23 protein-coding genes are annotated in these 18,928 nt (G+C 43.0%); 21 read left to right on the top strand and 2 right to left on the bottom strand.

The genetic code is table 11. The features are described 5' to 3' along the window. Window positions 1-66: 66 nt before the first annotated feature. From ABS301_RS01525 to ABS301_RS01505, 5 genes are all read left to right on the top strand, one after another. Window positions 67-855: a shikimate kinase gene (locus ABS301_RS01525; protein ID WP_349670503.1), complete on the top strand. Its 789-nt coding sequence runs from the start codon at window positions 67-69 to the stop codon at window positions 853-855. Window positions 856-882: 27 nt separating this feature from the next. After that, on the top strand, window positions 883-1,224 hold the full coding sequence (locus ABS301_RS01520; RefSeq protein ID WP_349670502.1) for a bacteriohemerythrin: 342 nt from the start codon (window positions 883-885) through the stop codon (window positions 1,222-1,224). Beyond that, the gene (locus tag ABS301_RS01515) at window positions 1,217-1,663 is read left to right on the top strand and encodes a chemotaxis protein CheX (RefSeq protein WP_349670501.1); all 447 of its coding nucleotides are present in this window, start codon (window positions 1,217-1,219) and stop codon (window positions 1,661-1,663) included. The genes ABS301_RS01520 and ABS301_RS01515 overlap by 8 nt, the downstream gene beginning before the upstream one ends. A gap of 141 nt (window positions 1,664-1,804) precedes the next feature. Beyond that, window positions 1,805-3,676 carry an urease accessory protein UreH domain-containing protein gene (locus ABS301_RS01510; RefSeq protein WP_349670500.1) on the top strand — a complete coding sequence of 624 codons (1,872 nt, stop codon included), beginning with the start codon at window positions 1,805-1,807 and terminating at the stop codon, window positions 3,674-3,676. Window positions 3,677-3,828: 152 nt separating this feature from the next. Next, the gene (locus tag ABS301_RS01505) at window positions 3,829-4,350 is read left to right on the top strand and encodes a Fe-S-containing protein (RefSeq protein ID WP_349670499.1); all 522 of its coding nucleotides are present in this window, start codon (window positions 3,829-3,831) and stop codon (window positions 4,348-4,350) included. A 1-nt stretch (window position 4,351) separates the two neighbouring features. Here the strand turns inward: ABS301_RS01505 and ABS301_RS01500 are convergent, their stop codons facing one another. Continuing rightward, window positions 4,352-4,714 carry a winged helix-turn-helix transcriptional regulator gene (locus ABS301_RS01500; protein ID WP_502877924.1) on the bottom strand — a complete coding sequence of 121 codons (363 nt, stop codon included), beginning with the start codon at window positions 4,712-4,714 and terminating at the stop codon, window positions 4,352-4,354. Between the two features lie 141 nt (window positions 4,715-4,855). Between ABS301_RS01500 and ABS301_RS01495 the strand changes: the two genes are divergently transcribed. From ABS301_RS01495 to ABS301_RS01475, 5 genes are all read left to right on the top strand, one after another. Beyond that, window positions 4,856-7,333, top strand: coding sequence for a heavy metal translocating P-type ATPase (locus ABS301_RS01495; RefSeq protein WP_349670498.1), 2,478 nt, complete (start codon window positions 4,856-4,858; stop codon window positions 7,331-7,333). Window positions 7,334-7,340: 7 nt separating this feature from the next. Next, window positions 7,341-8,060 (top strand): hypothetical protein, encoded by a 720-nt coding sequence (locus ABS301_RS01490; protein ID WP_349670497.1) that lies wholly within the window; start codon window positions 7,341-7,343, stop codon window positions 8,058-8,060. A 24-nt stretch (window positions 8,061-8,084) separates the two neighbouring features. After that, window positions 8,085-8,294 (top strand): copper ion binding protein, encoded by a 210-nt coding sequence (locus ABS301_RS01485; protein WP_277408183.1) that lies wholly within the window; start codon window positions 8,085-8,087, stop codon window positions 8,292-8,294. Between the two features lie 74 nt (window positions 8,295-8,368). Next, window positions 8,369-9,067, top strand: a complete 699-nt coding sequence (locus ABS301_RS01480) for a response regulator transcription factor (protein WP_349670496.1) — start codon at window positions 8,369-8,371, stop codon at window positions 9,065-9,067. A 5-nt stretch (window positions 9,068-9,072) separates the two neighbouring features. Further along, window positions 9,073-10,461: a HAMP domain-containing sensor histidine kinase gene (locus tag ABS301_RS01475; protein ID WP_349670495.1), complete on the top strand. Its 1,389-nt coding sequence runs from the start codon at window positions 9,073-9,075 to the stop codon at window positions 10,459-10,461. Window position 10,462: 1 nt separating this feature from the next. Here the strand turns inward: ABS301_RS01475 and ABS301_RS01470 are convergent, their stop codons facing one another. Then, window positions 10,463-11,146, bottom strand: a complete 684-nt coding sequence (locus tag ABS301_RS01470; protein WP_349670494.1) for a Crp/Fnr family transcriptional regulator — start codon at window positions 11,144-11,146, stop codon at window positions 10,463-10,465. A 158-nt stretch (window positions 11,147-11,304) separates the two neighbouring features. Here ABS301_RS01470 and ABS301_RS01465 point away from each other — a divergent pair, with 158 nt between their 5' ends. From ABS301_RS01465 to ABS301_RS01415, 11 genes are all read left to right on the top strand, one after another. Further along, a complete protein-coding gene (locus ABS301_RS01465; RefSeq protein ID WP_349670493.1) occupies window positions 11,305-11,640 on the top strand; it encodes a cupin domain-containing protein in 336 nt (111 codons plus the stop codon). A 19-nt stretch (window positions 11,641-11,659) separates the two neighbouring features. Beyond that, window positions 11,660-12,325, top strand: a complete 666-nt coding sequence (locus ABS301_RS01460; protein ID WP_349670492.1) for an anaerobic carbon-monoxide dehydrogenase catalytic subunit — start codon at window positions 11,660-11,662, stop codon at window positions 12,323-12,325. Between the two features lie 15 nt (window positions 12,326-12,340). After that, the gene (locus tag ABS301_RS01455) at window positions 12,341-12,523 is read left to right on the top strand and encodes a DUF1858 domain-containing protein (RefSeq protein WP_170823777.1); all 183 of its coding nucleotides are present in this window, start codon (window positions 12,341-12,343) and stop codon (window positions 12,521-12,523) included. Between the two features lie 16 nt (window positions 12,524-12,539). After that, entirely contained in the window at window positions 12,540-13,148 is a 609-nt protein-coding gene (locus tag ABS301_RS01450) for a hypothetical protein (protein ID WP_349670491.1), read from the top strand. Further along, window positions 13,148-13,696 (top strand): hemerythrin domain-containing protein, encoded by a 549-nt coding sequence (locus tag ABS301_RS01445; protein WP_349670490.1) that lies wholly within the window; start codon window positions 13,148-13,150, stop codon window positions 13,694-13,696. Before ABS301_RS01450 ends, ABS301_RS01445 begins: the two co-directional genes overlap by 1 nt. A 42-nt stretch (window positions 13,697-13,738) precedes the next feature. After that, the gene (locus ABS301_RS01440) at window positions 13,739-14,143 is read left to right on the top strand and encodes a hemerythrin domain-containing protein (protein WP_349670489.1); all 405 of its coding nucleotides are present in this window, start codon (window positions 13,739-13,741) and stop codon (window positions 14,141-14,143) included. Window positions 14,144-14,264: 121 nt separating this feature from the next. Continuing rightward, complete coding sequence (locus ABS301_RS01435) at window positions 14,265-16,238, top strand: BglG family transcription antiterminator (protein WP_349670488.1); 1,974 nt, start codon at window positions 14,265-14,267, stop codon at window positions 16,236-16,238. Between the two features lie 130 nt (window positions 16,239-16,368). Beyond that, window positions 16,369-16,776, top strand: a complete 408-nt coding sequence (locus ABS301_RS01430) for a PTS sugar transporter subunit IIA (RefSeq protein ID WP_349670487.1) — start codon at window positions 16,369-16,371, stop codon at window positions 16,774-16,776. A 15-nt stretch (window positions 16,777-16,791) separates the two neighbouring features. Beyond that, window positions 16,792-17,283 carry a PTS sugar transporter subunit IIB gene (locus tag ABS301_RS01425; RefSeq protein ID WP_349670486.1) on the top strand — a complete coding sequence of 164 codons (492 nt, stop codon included), beginning with the start codon at window positions 16,792-16,794 and terminating at the stop codon, window positions 17,281-17,283. A 13-nt stretch (window positions 17,284-17,296) separates the two neighbouring features. Next, window positions 17,297-18,106 (top strand): PTS mannose/fructose/sorbose/N-acetylgalactosamine transporter subunit IIC, encoded by an 810-nt coding sequence (locus ABS301_RS01420; RefSeq protein ID WP_349668636.1) that lies wholly within the window; start codon window positions 17,297-17,299, stop codon window positions 18,104-18,106. After that, window positions 18,106-18,924, top strand: a complete 819-nt coding sequence (locus ABS301_RS01415; RefSeq protein WP_277408171.1) for a PTS system mannose/fructose/sorbose family transporter subunit IID — start codon at window positions 18,106-18,108, stop codon at window positions 18,922-18,924. Before ABS301_RS01420 ends, ABS301_RS01415 begins: the two co-directional genes overlap by 1 nt. The last annotated feature ends 4 nt before the right edge of the window (window positions 18,925-18,928 follow it).

The following is an 18,928-nucleotide window of genomic DNA, read 5'->3' as shown; positions in this document are numbered from 1 at the left end:
CAATCACCCATAGCTGTATGTATAATGTAAAAAATTATACTAACGGATATTTTAGGGAGAAGCAAAATGAGAGAACTGAAAGAAATTAGAAACGATTTAAATCAATGTGACCTTCAGATTCTGGAACTTTTAATGAATCGGCTTTCCTGCATCGAGGAGGTCATAGAGTACAAGAAAGCATACGGGCTTCCTATTTTTCAGCCGGAGCAGGAAGAGGTTCAGCAGGAGACTCTTATCCGTGCGATAGGTGAACATGGTTATAAAGAGGAACTCCTTGGAATTTTCCGTCAGATTGTGGAAGAAAGTAAGAGTGTGCAGAGTAAGAGCCTGTTTCATTATAATATCGCCCTCATTGGTTTTATGGGAGCAGGCAAAAGTACAGTGTCCAAATACTTAAAAGATATGCTGGCTATGAACGAAGTGGATGTTGACACAAAAATCGTGGAAGATCAGAAGATGCCGATTAAGGATATATTTGCAAAGTACGGAGAAGAGTATTTTCGCAACTGTGAGAGCAACGCTATCATTAGTTTAAAGGACTGTCAGCAGACGATTATTTCCTGCGGCGGCGGTGCGGTAATCAGAGAAGAGAATGTGAAGAACCTAAAGAAAAACAGCAGAATCGTGCTTTTAACGGCCAGTCCTGAGACTATCCTGGAAAGAGTGAAGGATAGTGATGAGCGCCCCATATTAAATGGGAATATGAATGTTGAGTATATTAAGGGACTGATGGAGAGACGGGCCAGCCTCTACCAGAGCGCGGCTGATATTGTAATAGAAACAGACGGAAAAGATATTGTAGATATCTGTGAGGAACTCATTCAGTCACTGATGAAACTGGAAGCAGCAATTTAAGAATTATTTAAAAGAGTTGAATCTTTCATGCAGGTACTGCGTATGGCGTCTTCATGGGAAGACAAGGTGGAAAAAGTTAATGAAACCCTGGATTTTATGAATACATATGTAGTTGAGCATTTCCGTGATGAAGAAGCCTTTCAGCAGGAAATCGGTTATCCGGGCGAAGAAGAGCATAAGAAAGTTCATGCTGATATGGTAAATTACGTGATTGCTGTAACAGAGGAATATAAAAGCAGCGGATACGATGAGCAGCTCATACAGAAGTTTGCAGGAAAGCTGATGGCATGGCTGATTAATCACGTGGCATCAGAAGATCAGCGGATTGCTGCCTATGCAATTTCGAAAGGGGTGGACAAGCATGACTGATTTGTACACTCCATTTTTAGAAGCGACCCGCAATGTTTTTCATCTAATGCTGGATATATCAAATATCTCTGACCAGCCGGCAGAGTGGTTTGGGAATGAGGAAGAGTTAGATGTTTCCATCGGTTTTATCGGAGATTTAAAAGGAGAGGTTATCTATCGTCTGCCTCATCAGACATCTCTTGGCATTGTAACCATCATGAGCGGCATGGAGTTTGATACCGTGGATGAATTTGTAACCTCTGCCATATCAGAAATAGCCAATATCATCAGTGGAAATGTACTTACCATGCTTGCGGAGAAAGATTTGACCTGCGATATCCTTCCACCTGTATTAAAAAGCCAGGACGGCGGAGAAGATTATGAATTTCGAACCAACATTTTAATCAATTCAGAAGTAGGAGAAGTCTGCCTGGATATCAGACTGGAACCGGCTAAATAATGAATCACTGCATGTTGTGCACGCGTATCTCACTTGAACCAGTGGAATACACGTGTTTTTTTTGTGTCCAAAAACCATCTACACAACTTCTACATATGCTCCTGTTATTCTTCTATCAGAAATGAAAAAGGAGGATGCGTAATGGGAAATGCAATCAGAACGAAAAAATTGCGTATCGGCGGAATGACCTGTGTCAACTGCCAGAATAAAATTGAAAAAAAATTGCGTAACACAGCTGGAATCGAAAAAGCCGAAGTGAGCTATAACACGGAAACGGCTCTGGTCACTTTTGATACGGATATTATTTCCTATCAGAGTATAACTGGAATCATTGAAAATTTAGGGTATCGAGTGATAACGGATCAGGGGCCGGAAAGAAAAGATACAACCAGGACTGTGGGCTTTTTACTGATTATTGCTTCCCTGTATCTGCTTTTAGAACAATCCGGTCTGTTAAATCTCCTGGTCCCCAGTCAGCTGGCAGATAAAACAATGGGATACGGAATGCTCTTTATAATCGGTCTTATTACCTCCGTTCATTGTGTGGCAATGTGCGGCGGCATTAACCTTTCTCAGTGTATTCCAAAAAGCGGACAGGAAGAATTAAATCAGGGGCGGCTTGCAGCTTTTCGACCTGCGTTTCTTTATAACCTTGGGCGTGTTATTTCTTATACGGCCGTGGGTTTCCTGGCAGGAGGTCTGGGAGCAGCCGTAACCTTTTCTAATACCTTTCAGGGTGTTTTAAAGCTGGCAGCAGGAATCTTTATGGTAATTATGGGCATCAACATGCTGGGAATCTTTCCCTGGCTTCGCAGACTAAATCCCAGAATGCCAAAGTTTATTGCAGTTAAAATTCAGAAAGAAAAATCAAAAAGCAGCAGTCCGTTTTTGGTAGGCCTGTTAAATGGACTGATGCCCTGTGGACCACTGCAGGCCATGCAGATCTATGCTCTGTCAACCGGAAATCCATTTTCCGGTGCACTTTCCATGTTCCTGTTCAGTATTGGTACCGTTCCCCTGATGTTTTTTCTGGGAGCTTTATCAACGGTTCTTTCAAAGAAATTTTCAAACAGAGTCATGACTGCCGGTGCAGTTTTAGTGGTGGTACTGGGACTATCCATGTTTACACAGGGAGTCAGTCTGGCAGGAATCAGTCCATCTGCGATATTACCTGGGCTGGAAGGTATCAGTGGAAATCAGCAGGAAAGTTCAGGCCAGATAAAAATAGAAGACGGTGTGCAGGTGATTAACAGCACCTTAAGTCCGGGACGGTATCCAAATATCAAAGTCCAGGAAGGAATTCCTGTAAAATGGATTATAGATGCGCCTGCAGGAAGTATAAACGGCTGTAATAACCGGATGCTTATAAGGGAATACGGCATCGAATATTCCTTTCATACAGGAGAAAACGTGGTGGAATTTACGCCGGACAAAACTGGAAAAATCCCATATAGCTGCTGGATGGGGATGATACGTGGTTCTATTAATGTTACAAAAGAGGGAGAGACAGATGGCGGACAGCAATCAGAAAGTCAGGGAGTATTAAAAGAATATGCACCTCAAAAACCGGTTCCGGCCGGTTATAGCATACCAGTTGATGATGTGGTTGTTGCTGAGGAATCCACGGATGAGAATGGGAAGCCCGTACAGAAAATCACTCTTGAACTCACCAGTCAGGGATTTAAGCCTGCGGTCGCAGTGGTAAAAGCCGGAGTGGATACAGAATGGACATTCATTGACAACCGGCAGGATATGGACTATGGGACCAATCTTCTGATCCCGGATTTTGCTACGGAACTGTATCTTGAAAAGGGAGAAAATACCCTTTATTTTGTACCAGATAAAAGCTTTGACTTCTCTACCGGGGACAATTCCTTTTATGGATATATAAAGGTGGTAGATGATTTGGAGAACGTGGATCTAAACGCAGTAAAGGATGAGGTGAGTAAATTTCAGACTATGATATGGCCTGAGGACACGTTTCAGGGGTCCGGAGGATCATGCTGCGGATAATCATGCTATGGATAATCAGGTTCTGACAGGAATGGGAAAGGAGATTAATTTATGGGATTATTATACAGTCACTGGCACTGCATACTGCCGGCAGCGGCTCTGATCGCAGGATTATTTTTTATGAGAAGAAATGAAAATAAAGGAGAATAAGGATGGAGGCAAATAGAAGATTAATACTAAAAACAGCGGTGGTGGCTGCAATGTCATTGCTGGTACTTACTGCATGCAGCTCCAATGCTGCAACCAAAACACAGGAAACGGCAGCTTTAAAATCGGAAAACAACAGTAAAAGTGCACAGGCAGACACAGATCTTGTAATTCCAGTTTCAGATATCTCAGAAAAGGTGTCCTTTTATCCGGTAGAAGCAGATGGAACGAAGATGGAAGTTTTGGCAGTGAAAGCGCCTGACGGTACCATACGAACTGCATTTAATACCTGTGAAGTATGTTACGATTCCGGGCGGGGATACTATAAACAGGATGGAAATGAGCTGGTGTGCCAGAATTGTGGTAACAGGTTCCCTATGAGCCGGGTGGAAGTGGAAGCCGGAGGCTGTAATCCATGGCCTATATTCGATCAGAATAAGACCGTGACGGATGAATCAATCACGATCTCTTCTGACTTTTTGAAGGAATCCAAACAGATATTCGCTAACTGGAAAAAAACATATTAAATTAATCAGGACATTTCATGGAGCAGTTTACGGTAACACCATTCTGGGTTAAGTAATCTGCTCCCCATTTATACATGGCTTCAAGGATGGGGCGTATGCTGATTCCAAGATCAGAAAGAGCGTATTCCACCTTTGGAGGGACGACTGGATAGACGGTCCTTATAATCAGATTATTCTCTTCCAGCTCTCTTAACTGCTGGGTCAGCATCTTGGGCGTTGCCTGGGGAATCAGTTTTCTCAGTTCTCCAAATCGTAAGGTGTGGTCGATCAGATGCCAGAGAATCAGGGCTTTGTATTTTCCTCCGATCATATCCAGGGTTGCATCCACCGGACAGTTGTAGCCGGCACAATCAATTGGGGGCATAGTGAATCCTCCTTTAGTATCTTTTTGGGTACTATATCACTAAAAAGTGCATACTTGCAATAGTTGCGATATCTGCCATAATAATATCATGAGTACTCAAAAACTTCAAGAGGCGTCAGCCAATTAAAAGAGGTGAAATATATGGAAAATAAAACTTTAGATATAAGAGGCATGACCTGCGCGGCCTGTGCCCAGAGAATTGAAAAAACAGTAAAGAAACTTCCGGGAATCAGTCAGGCATCTGTGAACCTTGCAAGTGAAAAGCTTTTTGTAGAATATGACAGCAGCCTGGATTTATCTGATATTAAAGCCGCCGTTTCTAAGATTGGATATGAAGCGGCAGAAAAAACGGAATATTCAGACGTAACCATTCCCATTGGCGGAATGACCTGTGCGGCCTGTGCCAGACGGGTGGAAAAAGCCGTGGGAAAGCTGGAGGGTGTGGAAAGCTCCTCAGTAAATTTCGCAACAGAAAAAGCAACCATCGCCTATGATCCCCGGAAAGTAAGGTTATCCGCCATTAAGGCAGCCATTGAAAAGGCAGGATATCAGGCTCTGGAAGTGAATAAAGCAGATGCTGCGGACGAAGACAGATTAAGAAAGCAGCAGGAGATCAAAACACTGTGGACGAAGTTTATTACTTCAGCAGTATTCTCCCTTCCATTACTATATATTGCGATGGCACCCATGATCAGCTTTATCCGCCTTCCATTTCCATCAGCCATTGAGCCAATGAACTATCCCCTTGCCTATGCTCTGACGGAACTTATTTTAACAGCCCCTGTCATTGGGGTTGGATATAAATTTTATACCATTGGGTTTAAGGCACTTTTTCAGAGAAGTCCCAATATGGATTCACTCATTGCAATCGGAACAACAGCAGCTGTTTTATACAGCATTTATAATACATTTCAGATCGCTGCCGGACATTTTATGGCAGTAGATGCCCTTTATTTTGAATCAGCAGGTGTAATTATTACCCTGATTTTACTGGGCAAATCCTTAGAGGCGGTATCCAAAGGAAGAACCAGTGAAGCCATTAAAAAGCTTATGGGTCTCGCACCAAAAACGGCCGTAATTCTGGAAAATGGGCAGGAAAAGGAAATCCCCATTGACGAAGTGGAAATCGGCGATGTGATTCTGGTAAAGCCAGGTGATAAGATTCCGGTAGACGGAACTGTTACAGGCGGACACACTTCCATAGATGAATCCATGCTCACCGGAGAAAGTATGCCGGTGGACAAAAAAGAAGGAGATCCGGTTTACGCCGCTTCCTTAAATACCACAGGTGTGATCCAGTTTAAGGCTGAAAAAATTGGAAGTGATACAGCGCTTGCCCAGATCATCAAACTGGTAGAAGATGCCCAGGGGTCAAAAGCACCCATTGCCCAGATGGCAGACATCGTTTCCGGATACTTTGTACCAGTTGTCTGTGTCATTGCCCTGCTTGCAGGAGTTGGCTGGTACATCGGTACAGGAGGAGATTTAAAATTTGCACTCACCATCTTTATTTCCGTACTGGTAATCGCATGTCCCTGTGCACTGGGTCTTGCTACACCCACTGCCATCATGGTAGGTACGGGAAAAGGAGCGGAGAACGGAATCTTAATTAAGGGCGGAGAAGCTTTGGAGACCGCTCACAAAATAAATACCATTGTATTTGATAAGACAGGAACCATTACAGAAGGTAAACCAAAAGTGACAGATGTACTTCCGGCAGGCAGTGTTTCAAAAGACCGTCTCTTACAGCTTACCGCATCGGCGGAGAGAGGTTCTGAGCATCCTCTTGGTCAGGCAATTGTCCTTGGGGCAAAGGAATCAGGACTTACCCTTTTGGAAGCGGAGGAGTTTGATTCGCTGACCGGACGGGGAATCAGGGCCCGTCTGGAGGGAGAAGATATTCTTGCTGGAAACAGAAAACTGATGGATGAACAAAACATCTCCCTTGCAGGTATGGAAGAGATTTCAGATAAGCTGGCAGAAGAAGGCAAAACTCCTATGTATGTAGCAATCAATGGGGAACTGGCGGGAATTGTAGCGGTTGCCGATGTTGTGAAGGAATCCAGCCGTGCAGCGATAGAACGGCTTCATAAGATGGGAATCCAAGTTGCCATGATTACCGGAGATAATAAAAAGACGGCTGCAGCCATTGCCAAGCAGGTAGGAATTGACCGGGTTCTTGCTGAGGTTCTACCCCAGGATAAATCCAATGAAGTGAAAAAGCTTCAGTCAGAGAACCGGAAAGTAGCCATGGTGGGAGACGGAATCAACGATGCACCTGCGCTGGCTCAGGCAGATATCGGAATCGCCATCGGTTCCGGTACGGATGTTGCCATGGAATCAGCAGATATCGTATTAATGCGGTCTGACCTGATGGATGTGCCGGCAGCAATTGATTTAAGCAAGCACACCATTCGTAATATTAAACAAAACCTTTTCTGGGCATTTGGTTATAATGTAATCGGAATTCCCATTGCAGCAGGTATGTTACATTTACTATTTAACGGCCCTCTTTTAAACCCCATGTTTGCAGCAGCTGCCATGAGCCTTAGCTCTGTATCGGTGCTGACCAATGCGCTGCGGTTAAAGAGGTTTAAGCCAGACACAGGAAAGAGGTGACAGAACCATGTTAAAGAACAAGAAAGTGTTAACCGCAATTGCCGCTGGTGTACTGGTGATTGCAGCAATTATATTTCTGACGGTAGAAAGTGCCGGAGGTACCCTTGATGTAGTTGGTAAAAGGTCGGTACAGTCCTTTGATATGGTATTAAATGCCATTCCTGATCAGGTGAGTAAGGAAGATGGGGGCAAAGGCTTTTCCCTGACTGCGACCGACGGGGGAGCCCGCTTTATCTGGAACGGAGAAACGGATGAAAGCTCCCGTTTTGACGTAAAACTTCAGGCAGATGCAGCACCATTTATCCAGGCAGGCCTGGATACCGGAAAGCTTCCAAAGGATTACGAGATAAACGACAATGTTATAACCGTAGGCGTGAAGCTGAATGATGGAAGCTTCACTGGTACAGAAGAATCCGCCCTTTCCTCTTATGAGGGACTGGTGAAAAATGGCCGCAGCCTGATTAATTACCATACGGATATGGATCATTTTGGAGTAAAGCTGGGCGGTGGAAATATGTTTGAATGGGCAAAAGACTTAGAGATCAGTGCTGCAACAAAACAGGCACAGGATAAGGACATTGTGTTTGTTCTGTCGCCAGAACCGTTGATCGCGGCTGGCGTTGACCCTGAAAAAGTGGAAGGCTGGCTCTACGCACCGGTTCCGGTAATGGAAAACGGAAAGAAAATGCAGGTCAATAAGTTTTTAAAGCCTTTTAATATACAATAAATTATAATCATGGAGGAAATTGAAATGGCAAAGACAGTAATAAATGTAGATGGAATGGCATGTGAGCATTGTGTAAAGGCAATAACCGGAGCAGTAAGCGGGTTATCCGGTGTATCGGGAGTAGCGGTTGATTTAGCTGCAAAAACCGTGACTGTGGATCACAATCCCGATGAAGCATCGGTAGAAAAAATCAAAGCTGAGATTGAAGACCAGGGATATGATGTAGTAGAATAAAGAAAGACGGGAACCGGAATATGACCGGTTCCCTCTTTTCATACGTAAAGTTTTTAAAATTGAGGTGACAGGAAATGAACAATAACTGCAGGCACGTGCTGGTAGTAGATGATGAACCTAAAATTCTGGAAGTAGTATGCATGCTCTTGGAAAGCAAAGGATTTAAGACATTCCCTGCCGAAACTGGGAAGAAGGCACTGGAAATATTTGATACGGAGAATCTCTCCCTTGTCATACTGGATTTAATGCTGCCTGATATCTCAGGAGAAGAGGTCTGCTCCGCCATCCGTAAAAAATCACGGATTCCAGTCATTATGCTGACTGCCAGAGTGGAGGAAGAGGATGTGGTAAGCGGGCTGGAGCTGGGAGCCGACGACTATATCATGAAACCCTTTGGTTTAAAGGAACTGTATGCCAGAGTGGAGGCGGTATTAAGACGCACAGAAGGTGATCTGTTACCCCTTGTGAAACGAAACTCCTGGAGAGACGGAGATCTGGTAGTTGATTTTGAGAAAAATGAGGTAAGAAAAAAAGGATCAGGATTGACACTCACACCAAGCGAACTGAAGATATTATCTGCCCTCATTAAATATCCCGGTAAGGTATTTACCAGGGAGGAACTGATTGATACTGCTCTTGGCAGAGACTTTGCCGGTTATGACAGAGCCATTGACAGCCACATTAAAAATATCAGAAAGAAAATAGAGGATGATCCGAAAAATCCTGACTATGTCTTAACGATTCCCGGGCTGGGCTATAAGTTTGGAGGCTGATGCATATGAAAACCCTGAGAAAACAGCTTTCCCTGACCATACTTTTAACCCTGCTCATTACCATTGCACTGATCGGACTTGCCTCCAACCTGCTCATTAACCGGGAATTTGAAAAATACATTGCCAAAACCGGCCAGGAACGGCGGGACAATATTGTAGATGAACTGGAAAGCCAGTATGATGAGTTCAAAAGAAGCTGGAAACTGGATTACGTTCATGCAATCGGTATGAATTCCTTATATGACGGATATATCATAAAGCTATACGATGCAGATGGGAATATGGTGTGGGATGCAGAGAATCATGACATGAGGCTTTGCGGCCAGATCATGAATGATATTTCCGCACGCATGAAAGAACGGGGGGCGAAAGGCGGTTTTGTCGATCACACCTATGAGTTGACACAAAACGGGAAAAAGACAGGTTCCGTTTCCATTAAATATTACGGACCGTTTTTCATGAATGAAGCCGATTTTAATTTCATCCGTGTGATGAACATCGTTTTGCTTGTCATTGGAGTTTTATCCAGTATCTGTTCTGTTGTGGTTGGCTGTGTATTAGGAAGCAGGATATCCCGCCCAGTCACCAAAACTGCCTATATTGCCAAGCAGATCTCCATGGGAAATTACGAACTTAAATTTGAACCAGGTACCAGGATAAAAGAGCTTGACGATCTGGGCATAGCGATCAACCATTTATCCGGAGCATTAAGTGAGCAGGAGCGGCTGCGCAAACGGCTGACTGCCGATGTTGCTCATGAACTGCGGACTCCTCTGACTGCTCTTGGTTCTCATCTGGAAGCGATGACAGAGGGGTTGTGGGATGCGACACCGGAACGCTTAAAAAGCTGTCATGAAGAGGTAAAACGGCTTGGAACTCTGGTAGCTGATTTAGAACAGCTGGCAAGGATCGAAGGGGATGGCTTTTGCCTGAAGAAAGGTTCCATGGATTTATATTCGGCAGTCTGTCAGGCAGCAGAGAATATGACGGGAGAAATCAACAAGAAGAAGCTGGCTCTCAGTATAAAAGGAGAACCGGTTTTTGTGGATGGTGATAAAAACCGAATGGGACAGGTATTTTCCAACTTACTTTCCAACGCCGCCAAATACACGCCGGAAGGCGGCAGTATCCGAATCAGCGTATCTGAAACAAAGGAGAACGGAGTCGTAATCATAGAGGATACGGGAATCGGAATCAGGAAAGAAGAGCTTCCTCTTATCTTTGAACGCTTTTACCGGACGGATCAATCCAGAAACCGGAAAACCGGAGGTGCCGGAATCGGTCTGACCATCGTAAAATCCATTGTGGAAGCCCATGGCGGTACCATAGTGGCAGAAAGTAAAGAGGAATCGGGAAGCTGTTTTACAGTCTCGATTCCTAAGTCAGGATCATAGTTTATAAATATCCTTCCGGTCCCTGTTCTTTTAAAGTAAACCGATTCTTATTAAAATTGAGTATTTCTTCTGCCTGGAGTTTACTCAGTTCATTGGACAGGGCACTCCGGTCTACGGAAAGATAATCAGCCAGCTGCTGTCTGTTAAATGGAATATCAAATGTGGAAGAATTGCTCTTTAAAGACTCTGTGGAGAGGTAGGAGAGCAATTTTTCCCTGATTGTCTTTTTTGACATGTGCTGCATCTTTTTCGTCAGAACCAGGTTTCTGCCGGCAATTGCCGATAGAAAGTTCTGGATCAGCCGGGTGTGAAAGCCACAGGCAGAGGTGCATACAGTTAAAATCTTATTAAAATCCAGGAACATAATCTCGCAGTCAGAATCTGCAACTACGCTCATTTCTATGGGAACGGATGAGATGCAGGCATAGGTTTCTGCAAACAGCGTTCCAGGCATCACTTCTGAGATGATACTTCTCTTTCCCCAGAAATCTTCCTGTATAATAAGGGCGGTTCCGGAAAGAACCATTCCCACGGAATGAATGTAATCACCGCTTCTTATAATAAATTCATCTTTTTTATAACACTTCATTCGTGCAGATAAGCATTTTAACATGCCTCTGATTTCATCAGACGAGACACCAGAAAACAAGCTTGATTTTTTTAAAACAGGTAGAAATTCTTCCATATGATTGCCCCTCCTAAGTATGTTAATGGTACTTTCCATATATCCATTTTTCCATTTTTAAATAATATTTTTAAAATGTTGTTAAAACAACAGAAATGATGATAATATTATATTATAATCACTTTAGAAAGACAAGAACAAAATAAGGAGGGAGACAAATGACAGAGAAACTCTTAAAAAATATAGCACAGGAAGAAATTATAAAGTTAGCAGATTTAGTTGAGATTCAAAAGGGCCAGATCGTAAGTAAGACTCTGGTACAGAATCAGTCAGTCAGCGTCACACTGTTTGCCTTTGATAAAGGAGAAGAGATCAGTACCCATGAATCCAATGGAGATGCCATGGTTACAGTCTTGGAAGGAACAGGAAAATTCACGGTAGACGGAGCAGAGTTTATTTTAAACGAAGGGGAAACCCTGGTCATGCCGGCGAAAAAGCCTCATGCTGTATACGGGCAGGAAAGTTTTAAGATGTCTTTGGTAGTAATATTTTAAAGAAAGGCAGTACAAAGAAATGGAAAATCAAATGTCCGGTTTATTAAATGAGCTGACTGGATCGCTCATCGGTCTGGCAAAAGCGTGTAAGATGAATATCCGCCAGACAGCCGTAACCAGACTTCTGATGGAAGGTTTCATCACAACAATTGCCGATGCAGGCTTTGATGATCAGGCCCTGTCAGACATGCTTTTAAGGGTCAGAAGAGAAAAAGACAGGATCGCACCCGGCTGTGCCGTTTGTAAAAGTGTCTGCGGTAATACTTCTGATTATGACATAAAAAACATCTGGGCAGCTGATGAAGACATTCGTTTTTTAAAGTACCTGATTTTATCCTCTGTCAAGGGAATTGCAGTTTATGCTCTTCCTGCCTTGGTAAAGGGAGATCAAAACGAAAAAATAAATGAATTCTTTTACAAAGCTTTGTCTATCATAAGCTATGACTTAACAATGGAAGATCTTCTTCCGGTTGCAGAAGAAGCGGCAGAGATGAATCTGCTCTGTAAAGAAGCAGATATAAGCCCTGAAAGTCCCTTTATTATAATACCGGATTATGAATCCATGAAGAAGCTAATTACACCTAATATACTGGCAATCCTGGGAGAAGATCATAAAATTCCCCTGATTCCCATGCCAGAGGAAGATTTAAGAAAAATAACCGAGAAATTAACAACATTCAATTAACAGGAGGAAGAAATAATGATAACGAAAGAAATGTATATTGGAGAAATTTTAAGAAGCAAACCGGAAGCAGCAGAAATTTTAATGGGCTGCGGAATGCACTGCCTTGGCTGCCCGTCTTCTCAGATGGAATCCTTAGAGGATGCCTGCATGGTTCACGGACTTGATGCGGACGAAGTATTGGAACAATTAAACAAATAGAGAAAAGAGGAATGAAATGAGTGCATTTTTAGGACCGATTCACACCTGGTTATATAATAAAATCCTGCTTCAGAATGCAATGACAGATGCTATTGCCGCTTACGCAGAAGAAAAGGGCTGGACAAAGGGATTAAACGAGAAGCTGGCTTCCAGATACGGAACTCTGGAAACAGGTAATTTAGAGGATAACATCAATACCGATAACATTCACGGATGGCTTCAGGAGCGGGTAAGCCTGGTAGAAAACCGCCTTGCTTATGCTGTTACAACTATTTTAGAAGAAGATTCCACACGTCTTGATGAAATGAAACAGGCAGTTAAGGAATTCGGAAAGAGCCACAGCGCAAGTGGGAATTTATCTGTAAAACAGGCCTATGATCATCTGGAAAATACGTTATTAAACGGTATGCCATGTGACAGAGTGAATCAGCTTGTAAAGGAAGAACCGGATCTTCTGGCTTATCGCCAGGCAGTGGAAATACACCAGCCATACTGGGATATGATCCACGGAGATGTAATCAACTACTATGAACTGAGAGAAGCCCTGATCCAGGGAATGTTTGAAGGTTCAAGTGTACAATTTGATCATACTGGAAATCAGGAGTATGAATTAAGGAGCCGCTAATGAATGGAATCGATATTTTAATGAAGGAACATGAAAATATTCTGGCTTTCAACGGTTTTTTAAGAAAGATCTGTGCTGGTATCGTTGAGGGCGGAGAAGTAGACGGAGCTCTGCTTAGAGAATGCATTGACTTTGGCAGAAATTATGCAGATAAGCATCATCATGGAAAGGAAGAAAAAATCCTGTTCCGCATTATGATGGAGAATATGGGGCCTGTTGCCGATAAGCTGATCCGTAACGGAATGCTGGTGGAACACGATCTGGGAAGACTGCATCTTACTCAGCTGGAAGCCGCAATCGAAGAATATGAAAAAAATCCCGTCACAGACCATAAGCTGGATATCATTTCCAATGCTGTAGGGTACGGTGCATTGTTACAGCGTCATATAGACAAAGAAGATCAGGCTGCCTATGCCTTTGCTGCCCGCGCTCTTCCCGCAGATAAAATGAATGATGTGGATACAGAGACAGAGAACTTTGAAATTCAGGCAAGAAAAGACGGAGTACAAGACCACTACGAGAACTGGCTTCGCAGCAAGCTGGCATAATAGTACCCGGCTTCTATCATACAAAAGAGGGGAATGTTACCCATGGAATTAAAGCATTATTTAGAGCAGCATGACAGAATCAGAGAAGAGCTGGCAGAACTGAAAAAACTTCTGGCAAAGCAGGATCTGGAGCAGAATGCCACAGAGCTGGCATTTCACGTCAGCGGCCTTGCCGGTAAGTTAAATATTCATCTGACTTCCGAAGATCAATATTTATATCCTTCCTTTTTCCGGGGAAGTGATGAAAATCTGGTAAGAAAAGCCCGTGAATACCAAAATGAGATGGGAAATCTTCTGGCTGTTTTCACAGATTTCAAAAACAGCTTTAATACAAAAATAAAAATACTCTCTGACAGAGATGGATTTTTAAACGAATCAAGAGGAATCATACAGTCCATCGAGCAGCGTATGGAGAAAGAAGAAAAAGATCTGTACCGGCTGGTATAAAAAGCGGAGTGGGGTAAAATAACTGGGATCAGTTGTTTTATTCCATTCTTTTTTTGTGTTTAAAAATACATGCTGCAATGGATTATTTTTGATATAATGGATTGATACAGGAGGTGACGAAATGAAACGGAGACAGGAAAGCATCATCTACCAGCTGGCAGTCAGTGAAGGTCCGCTAACCACGGATGAACTGGCCAAAAGACTGTCTGTCAGTGCCCGCACTGTAAAGTATGAGATGATAGAAGTAAAATCCATTTTGCCAAAGTATGGAGCAGAACTTTTTGCCAAGCGCAATGAGGGATATTCCATCCTGGTGAAAGACCGGGAATTGTTTGACCGGTATTTTGAACCTCTCTCGCTTCAGTCCAGTCTGACCAATAACTTCGGTTCCGATGACAATGCAAGATTTCTTTATATTGCAAGAAAGCTGGTTTCTTCCTCCCGCTTTGCAAAGCTTGAGGACATTGCAGATGAGCTTTATTTATCAAGAAGTGCCATAAGAGAAGCGGTCAATCATGTAATGAATTTTTTGAAAAGCTATCACCTTGAGACGGAAAGCAAGCCTGGCCTTGGGATACGTGCCTTTGGTACAGAATATCACATGCGGATTGCCATGACAGAGTTGTTCGCTGTCCATTTTCATAAGGTTTTGTTAGACAATGCCGGAATGGAGTATGCCAAGTGGACGGAATGCGGATACGAGGAACGGCAGGATATCCGGCACGTTTTTCTTAAAGTGTTAAGAGAATCCCGGATCAAAGTGACAGACACCAATACCCAGCGCCTCGCCATTTATTTTATTATTGTCAGGAATCGCTGCAATGCGGGTTACCGTTTAAAGCTGCCGGATGTCTGGAAAGAAGAAGTGAAAGGATCAGACGAGTTTGCAGTAGCCAGTGAGATTTACAACAAATTAAAAAGCAGCTTTCCAGGTTTTGATTTACCGGAAGAAGAGACGGTATTTCTGGCAGTATATCTGATGTCCTGCAGGGATATGTGGAATGTAGAGCAGCCCCGGGAGGAATACGCTCTTTTTTATGAAGATGCCCGGAATATGATGAAAGAACTTGAGGAATATATGAAACATACCTGCGGAATTGATCTTCTTCGTTTTCCCTGGGCAGAAAAAGAACTGTTAAGCCTTTTGATCTCCCTTTTCATCAACATCCATTTTGGTCTGGAAGGGCAGTACCGTTTCTGGTATGATTACGAAAATCAGGCGTTTAACAGCCCTGTATCAGCCGCACTGGCCTGTACAGCGGCAGGTTTTTTGCAGGATCGTCTGAATGTTACCATTTCGGTGTCATTTTATTCTCAGATGGCTTCCCTGCTATTTAAAATGGCATCTCTCACCGAATATGACATCAGACCCCAGAGACTGCTTTTAGTCAATTCCAATGGATTAGGCCTGAATGAAATTATTCAAAAAAGAATCGTAAAAAGATACCAACATCTGGTGGAGTCCTTTACAATCGCAGAACTCTATGAGATCCGTGGAATGAATCAGGAGGAGTATGATGCTGTATTAACGGATACCAGCGAGATCGCCTATCACTATGATCTTCCCTGCTGTGTCATTCATACCTTAAGCAGCGAAAAGGAAATGGATCTGCTCTTTAACCGGCAGTTAATCAGGGCATACCAGACAGAAGCACTGATTCCGCCTTCCATTCAAATCGAAATCAACAAAAATTACCGTTATACCGATGAATTGCAATTCCTTCAGTTTCTTGCATTCCGTCATGGGAAAACTGCTTTGGAAAGGGAGAGGATTCAGGAATATTTAGAAAAAGCAAGCCTTTACGATACCGGGTATTTATCGGCGAAATCTGTGATGCTTTATCTTCCCGTCTCCCTTTGTGAAAAAGAGTGTATGGAACTGTACTGTCTGGCTGAATCCGGTACCTGGAGAGGAAAAGAAGTGGAGTATCTGTTGTTCCTTTCTGCAGACTGGAAGGGTGACTGGAAGAGAGTGAAGGCGTATGAGAACAGTTTTAGAAAGCTGTTTTCTGAGAATTCTAATATGAAAGCCTTTTCTGAACGGGGAAGGCCTGTATTGTTTGAGATGATTGAAAAATGCATCAAATATGAATAACAAATCCATGCTGAAAATTGCACTAATTCCAATCGTGAATTAGTGCTTTTCACTTATTAAGTACAAATGTGAGCATAGAAAAAAGGAAGTTTAAGTATTATAATAAAGTTATCAAAGGAGGAGAGAGAAGATGAAACTATTCGTATCGTCACATGGTCATCTGGCAAGCGGTTTAAAAAGTTCCATGGAGATATTGTATGGCAGATGTGACAACATTACTGTTTTTGACGCATATGTGGATGAACGTTCCGTTCAGGAGCAGCTGGAGAAGTTTTTTGAAACGGTTAATGGAGGAGAACAGGTTTTGCTTATCTCTGATCTTTACGGAAGCAGTGTGAACCAGGCCATGAGCCTGTTCCTTGACCGGCCGGATACCACGTTAATTGCCGGTGCAAACCTGGCGCTGATGATCGGGCTGGCTGGCAGAGAGTGTATTACAAGAGAAGAACTTAATGAATTGATAGCACAGAGCAGAGAAATGCTTTGTATTGTAGATCTGGAAAAAGAGACAATTTCCCAGGAGGAAGATTTTTTTTAAAAGGAGCGTGAAATTATGATCGTAATGATTAGACTGGATGAAAGACTGATTCATGGACAGGTAGCAATTAAATGGTCCCAGCATACGGGCGTGGACAGGATTGTGGTGGCTGACGATGAGGCAGCAGCAAATCCCCTGATTCAAAAATCCTTAATGATGGCGGCCCCGCCCACAGCAAAAACGGCAATTAAGGATGTGGATGCAGCCATTGAACTGTTAAAGAATCCCAAGGCAGCAGATCATAAGATTCTTGTAATTGTAAGCAATCCCTCTGCACTCCTGAAAGTAGTGACACAGGTTCCGAATATTCCTCTTGTAAATGTAGGAAATTACGGAAGGATTGCACCGAAAGCGGACGGAGAGCAAAGGAAAACCTACCGGAAGAATTTATATGCATATGACAATGAGATTATGGATTTAAAGAAGGTGGTGGAAACAGGCATCAAATGTAATTACCAGACAGTTCCGGATGATAATCCGGAGGAACTATTAAAAGTAATCAGCTAAGGAGGGAAGGATTATGTCCGTTATGACAGTTGCAATCATTGGTACTCTTACGTATTGGTTTTTCTATGTTATGGATCCTTATATTTTATCATGGCAGTGTTTGAACCGTCCCATTGTGGTGGCTCCGATCCTGGGACTTTTACTGGGTGATTTTCATACCGGCATTATCATGGGGGCATCCTTAGAGTCTATATTTATGGGGATCTCAGCCATCGGAGGTTCTGTTCCTGCAGATGCGCTATCCGCCAGTATTGTTGCCGTTTGCTACACCGTATTAACTGGCTCTGATGTGGAAACCGGACTTGCCATTGCCCTTCCCATCGGAACTGTTATGGCTTCCTTATCAAGTATTTTCTTATCGGTCAGTTCCGCATTGGCACCTTATTGGGAAAGACTGGCTGTATCCGGGAAACCAGGCAGCTTTCTTGCTCAGAACCTTGTATTTTCCGGTCTGATTTATCCGCTGCCCAATATTATTATCATATTCCTTGGCATTGCTTATGGAGTAACTGGTTTAAACCAGGCTTTAAATGCACTTCCTGCATTCTTTATGACAGGCCTTACCGCTGCCTCCAGTATGATGGTTGCAGTGGGATTTGCAATCCTGATTTCCATGATCTGGTCAAAAGAGGTAGCCAGTTTCTTCTTTGTAGGTTACATTATGGCGAAGATTTTAAAAATGGATTCCTTATCAATTGCCATTATCGGAGCTGCCATTGCAATTACCATGTTCTTCTATGAAAAGCAGTTGATCGATATGAAAAATATGAAGGTGGCGGCTGCCGAACAGAAGCCATCTGAGGAAGAGGAGGATTTCTTCTAATGGAAAAGAGATTATTGGACAATACAGAAAAGAAAGTATTAAAATCCATGTTTATCCGTTCTCACTTAACCTTCCTTTCTTTCAATATGACAAAGATGGAGGCCAATGGCTTTACCACTACTATGCAGCCAGCCATTGAAGAGGTTTATAAGGATGATCCGGATGGAAAAAAAGAGGCATATGCACGCCATCAGAACTTTTTTAACACCCACGCAGTTCCCTTCTCCTTTATCGCAGGATTATCCTATGCCATGGAGAAAGAGCACAAAGAAAAGAATTCCGTAGACGGAAAAACCATTGAAAGCATCAAGGCGGCTTTAATGGGACCAACGGCTGGTATGTTTGATTCCCTGTTCTTTAACTGTCTTAGAATCATTGCAGCCGGAGTAGCCATTGGACTTTGTTCACAGGGAAATTTCCTGGGAGTTCCGATTTTCATTCTGCTTTATGGAGTGACCCAGTCTGTATTAAAATATTTCTGTGTGAAATTCGGATATATCTATGGAACCTCATTTATAGACCAGGTTTTCAGCTCCGGATTAATGCCGGCTCTTAGAAAGTCAGCTTCTATTTTAGGAGTCATGATGGTTGGAGCCATGACAGCGGGAATTGTCAATGTTCCACTGAACTGGACGATTCACATGGGCCAGACCTCTGTGGTGGTGGCAGATGTGTTAAACTCCATCTTTCCAGGTATTTTAAGCATCATTCTGGTACTGTTTTTGATGAGTCTCATTAAAAAGGGAAGACGTCCGGTGCAGTTGATCGTTGGAATCTTCGCCATTGCCTTTATCGGAGCCTTTATTGGGATTTTCTAATCTA

Source organism: Lacrimispora sp. (assembly GCF_031982545.1).
GTDB lineage: Bacteria > Bacillota > Clostridia > Lachnospirales > Lachnospiraceae > Lacrimispora.
Note: the sequence above shows the minus strand (reverse complement) of the source record. Positions and strands in the feature narration are given on the sequence as shown.

Bases quoted from the DNA above. Each gene is read 5' to 3' on its own strand.
- ABS301_RS01420 (WP_349668636.1), top strand. From the start codon at position 17,297: ATGTCCGTTATGACAGTTGCAATCATTGGTACTCTTACGTATTGGTTT.
- ABS301_RS01515 (WP_349670501.1), top strand. From the start codon at position 1,217: ATGACTGATTTGTACACTCCATTTTTAGAAGCGACCCGCAATGTTTTT.
- ABS301_RS01475 (WP_349670495.1), top strand. From the start codon at position 9,073: ATGAAAACCCTGAGAAAACAGCTTTCCCTGACCATACTTTTAACCCTG.
- ABS301_RS01430 (WP_349670487.1), top strand. From the start codon at position 16,369: ATGAAACTATTCGTATCGTCACATGGTCATCTGGCAAGCGGTTTAAAA.
- ABS301_RS01450 (WP_349670491.1), top strand. From the start codon at position 12,540: ATGAGTGCATTTTTAGGACCGATTCACACCTGGTTATATAATAAAATC.
- ABS301_RS01480 (WP_349670496.1), top strand. From the start codon at position 8,369: ATGAACAATAACTGCAGGCACGTGCTGGTAGTAGATGATGAACCTAAA.
- ABS301_RS01415 (WP_277408171.1), top strand. From the start codon at position 18,106: ATGGAAAAGAGATTATTGGACAATACAGAAAAGAAAGTATTAAAATCC.
- ABS301_RS01455 (WP_170823777.1), top strand. From the start codon at position 12,341: ATGATAACGAAAGAAATGTATATTGGAGAAATTTTAAGAAGCAAACCG.
- ABS301_RS01500 (WP_502877924.1), bottom strand. From the start codon at position 4,714: ATGCCCCCAATTGATTGTGCCGGCTACAACTGTCCGGTGGATGCAACC.
- ABS301_RS01445 (WP_349670490.1), top strand. From the start codon at position 13,148: ATGAATGGAATCGATATTTTAATGAAGGAACATGAAAATATTCTGGCT.
- ABS301_RS01435 (WP_349670488.1), top strand. From the start codon at position 14,265: ATGAAACGGAGACAGGAAAGCATCATCTACCAGCTGGCAGTCAGTGAA.
- ABS301_RS01520 (WP_349670502.1), top strand. From the start codon at position 883: ATGCAGGTACTGCGTATGGCGTCTTCATGGGAAGACAAGGTGGAAAAA.
- ABS301_RS01470 (WP_349670494.1), bottom strand. From the start codon at position 11,146: ATGGAAGAATTTCTACCTGTTTTAAAAAAATCAAGCTTGTTTTCTGGT.
- ABS301_RS01490 (WP_349670497.1), top strand. From the start codon at position 7,341: ATGTTAAAGAACAAGAAAGTGTTAACCGCAATTGCCGCTGGTGTACTG.
- ABS301_RS01485 (WP_277408183.1), top strand. From the start codon at position 8,085: ATGGCAAAGACAGTAATAAATGTAGATGGAATGGCATGTGAGCATTGT.
- ABS301_RS01465 (WP_349670493.1), top strand. From the start codon at position 11,305: ATGACAGAGAAACTCTTAAAAAATATAGCACAGGAAGAAATTATAAAG.
- ABS301_RS01525 (WP_349670503.1), top strand. From the start codon at position 67: ATGAGAGAACTGAAAGAAATTAGAAACGATTTAAATCAATGTGACCTT.
- ABS301_RS01460 (WP_349670492.1), top strand. From the start codon at position 11,660: ATGGAAAATCAAATGTCCGGTTTATTAAATGAGCTGACTGGATCGCTC.
- ABS301_RS01425 (WP_349670486.1), top strand. From the start codon at position 16,792: ATGATCGTAATGATTAGACTGGATGAAAGACTGATTCATGGACAGGTA.
- ABS301_RS01510 (WP_349670500.1), top strand. From the start codon at position 1,805: ATGGGAAATGCAATCAGAACGAAAAAATTGCGTATCGGCGGAATGACC.
- ABS301_RS01440 (WP_349670489.1), top strand. From the start codon at position 13,739: ATGGAATTAAAGCATTATTTAGAGCAGCATGACAGAATCAGAGAAGAG.
- ABS301_RS01505 (WP_349670499.1), top strand. From the start codon at position 3,829: ATGGAGGCAAATAGAAGATTAATACTAAAAACAGCGGTGGTGGCTGCA.
- ABS301_RS01495 (WP_349670498.1), top strand. From the start codon at position 4,856: ATGGAAAATAAAACTTTAGATATAAGAGGCATGACCTGCGCGGCCTGT.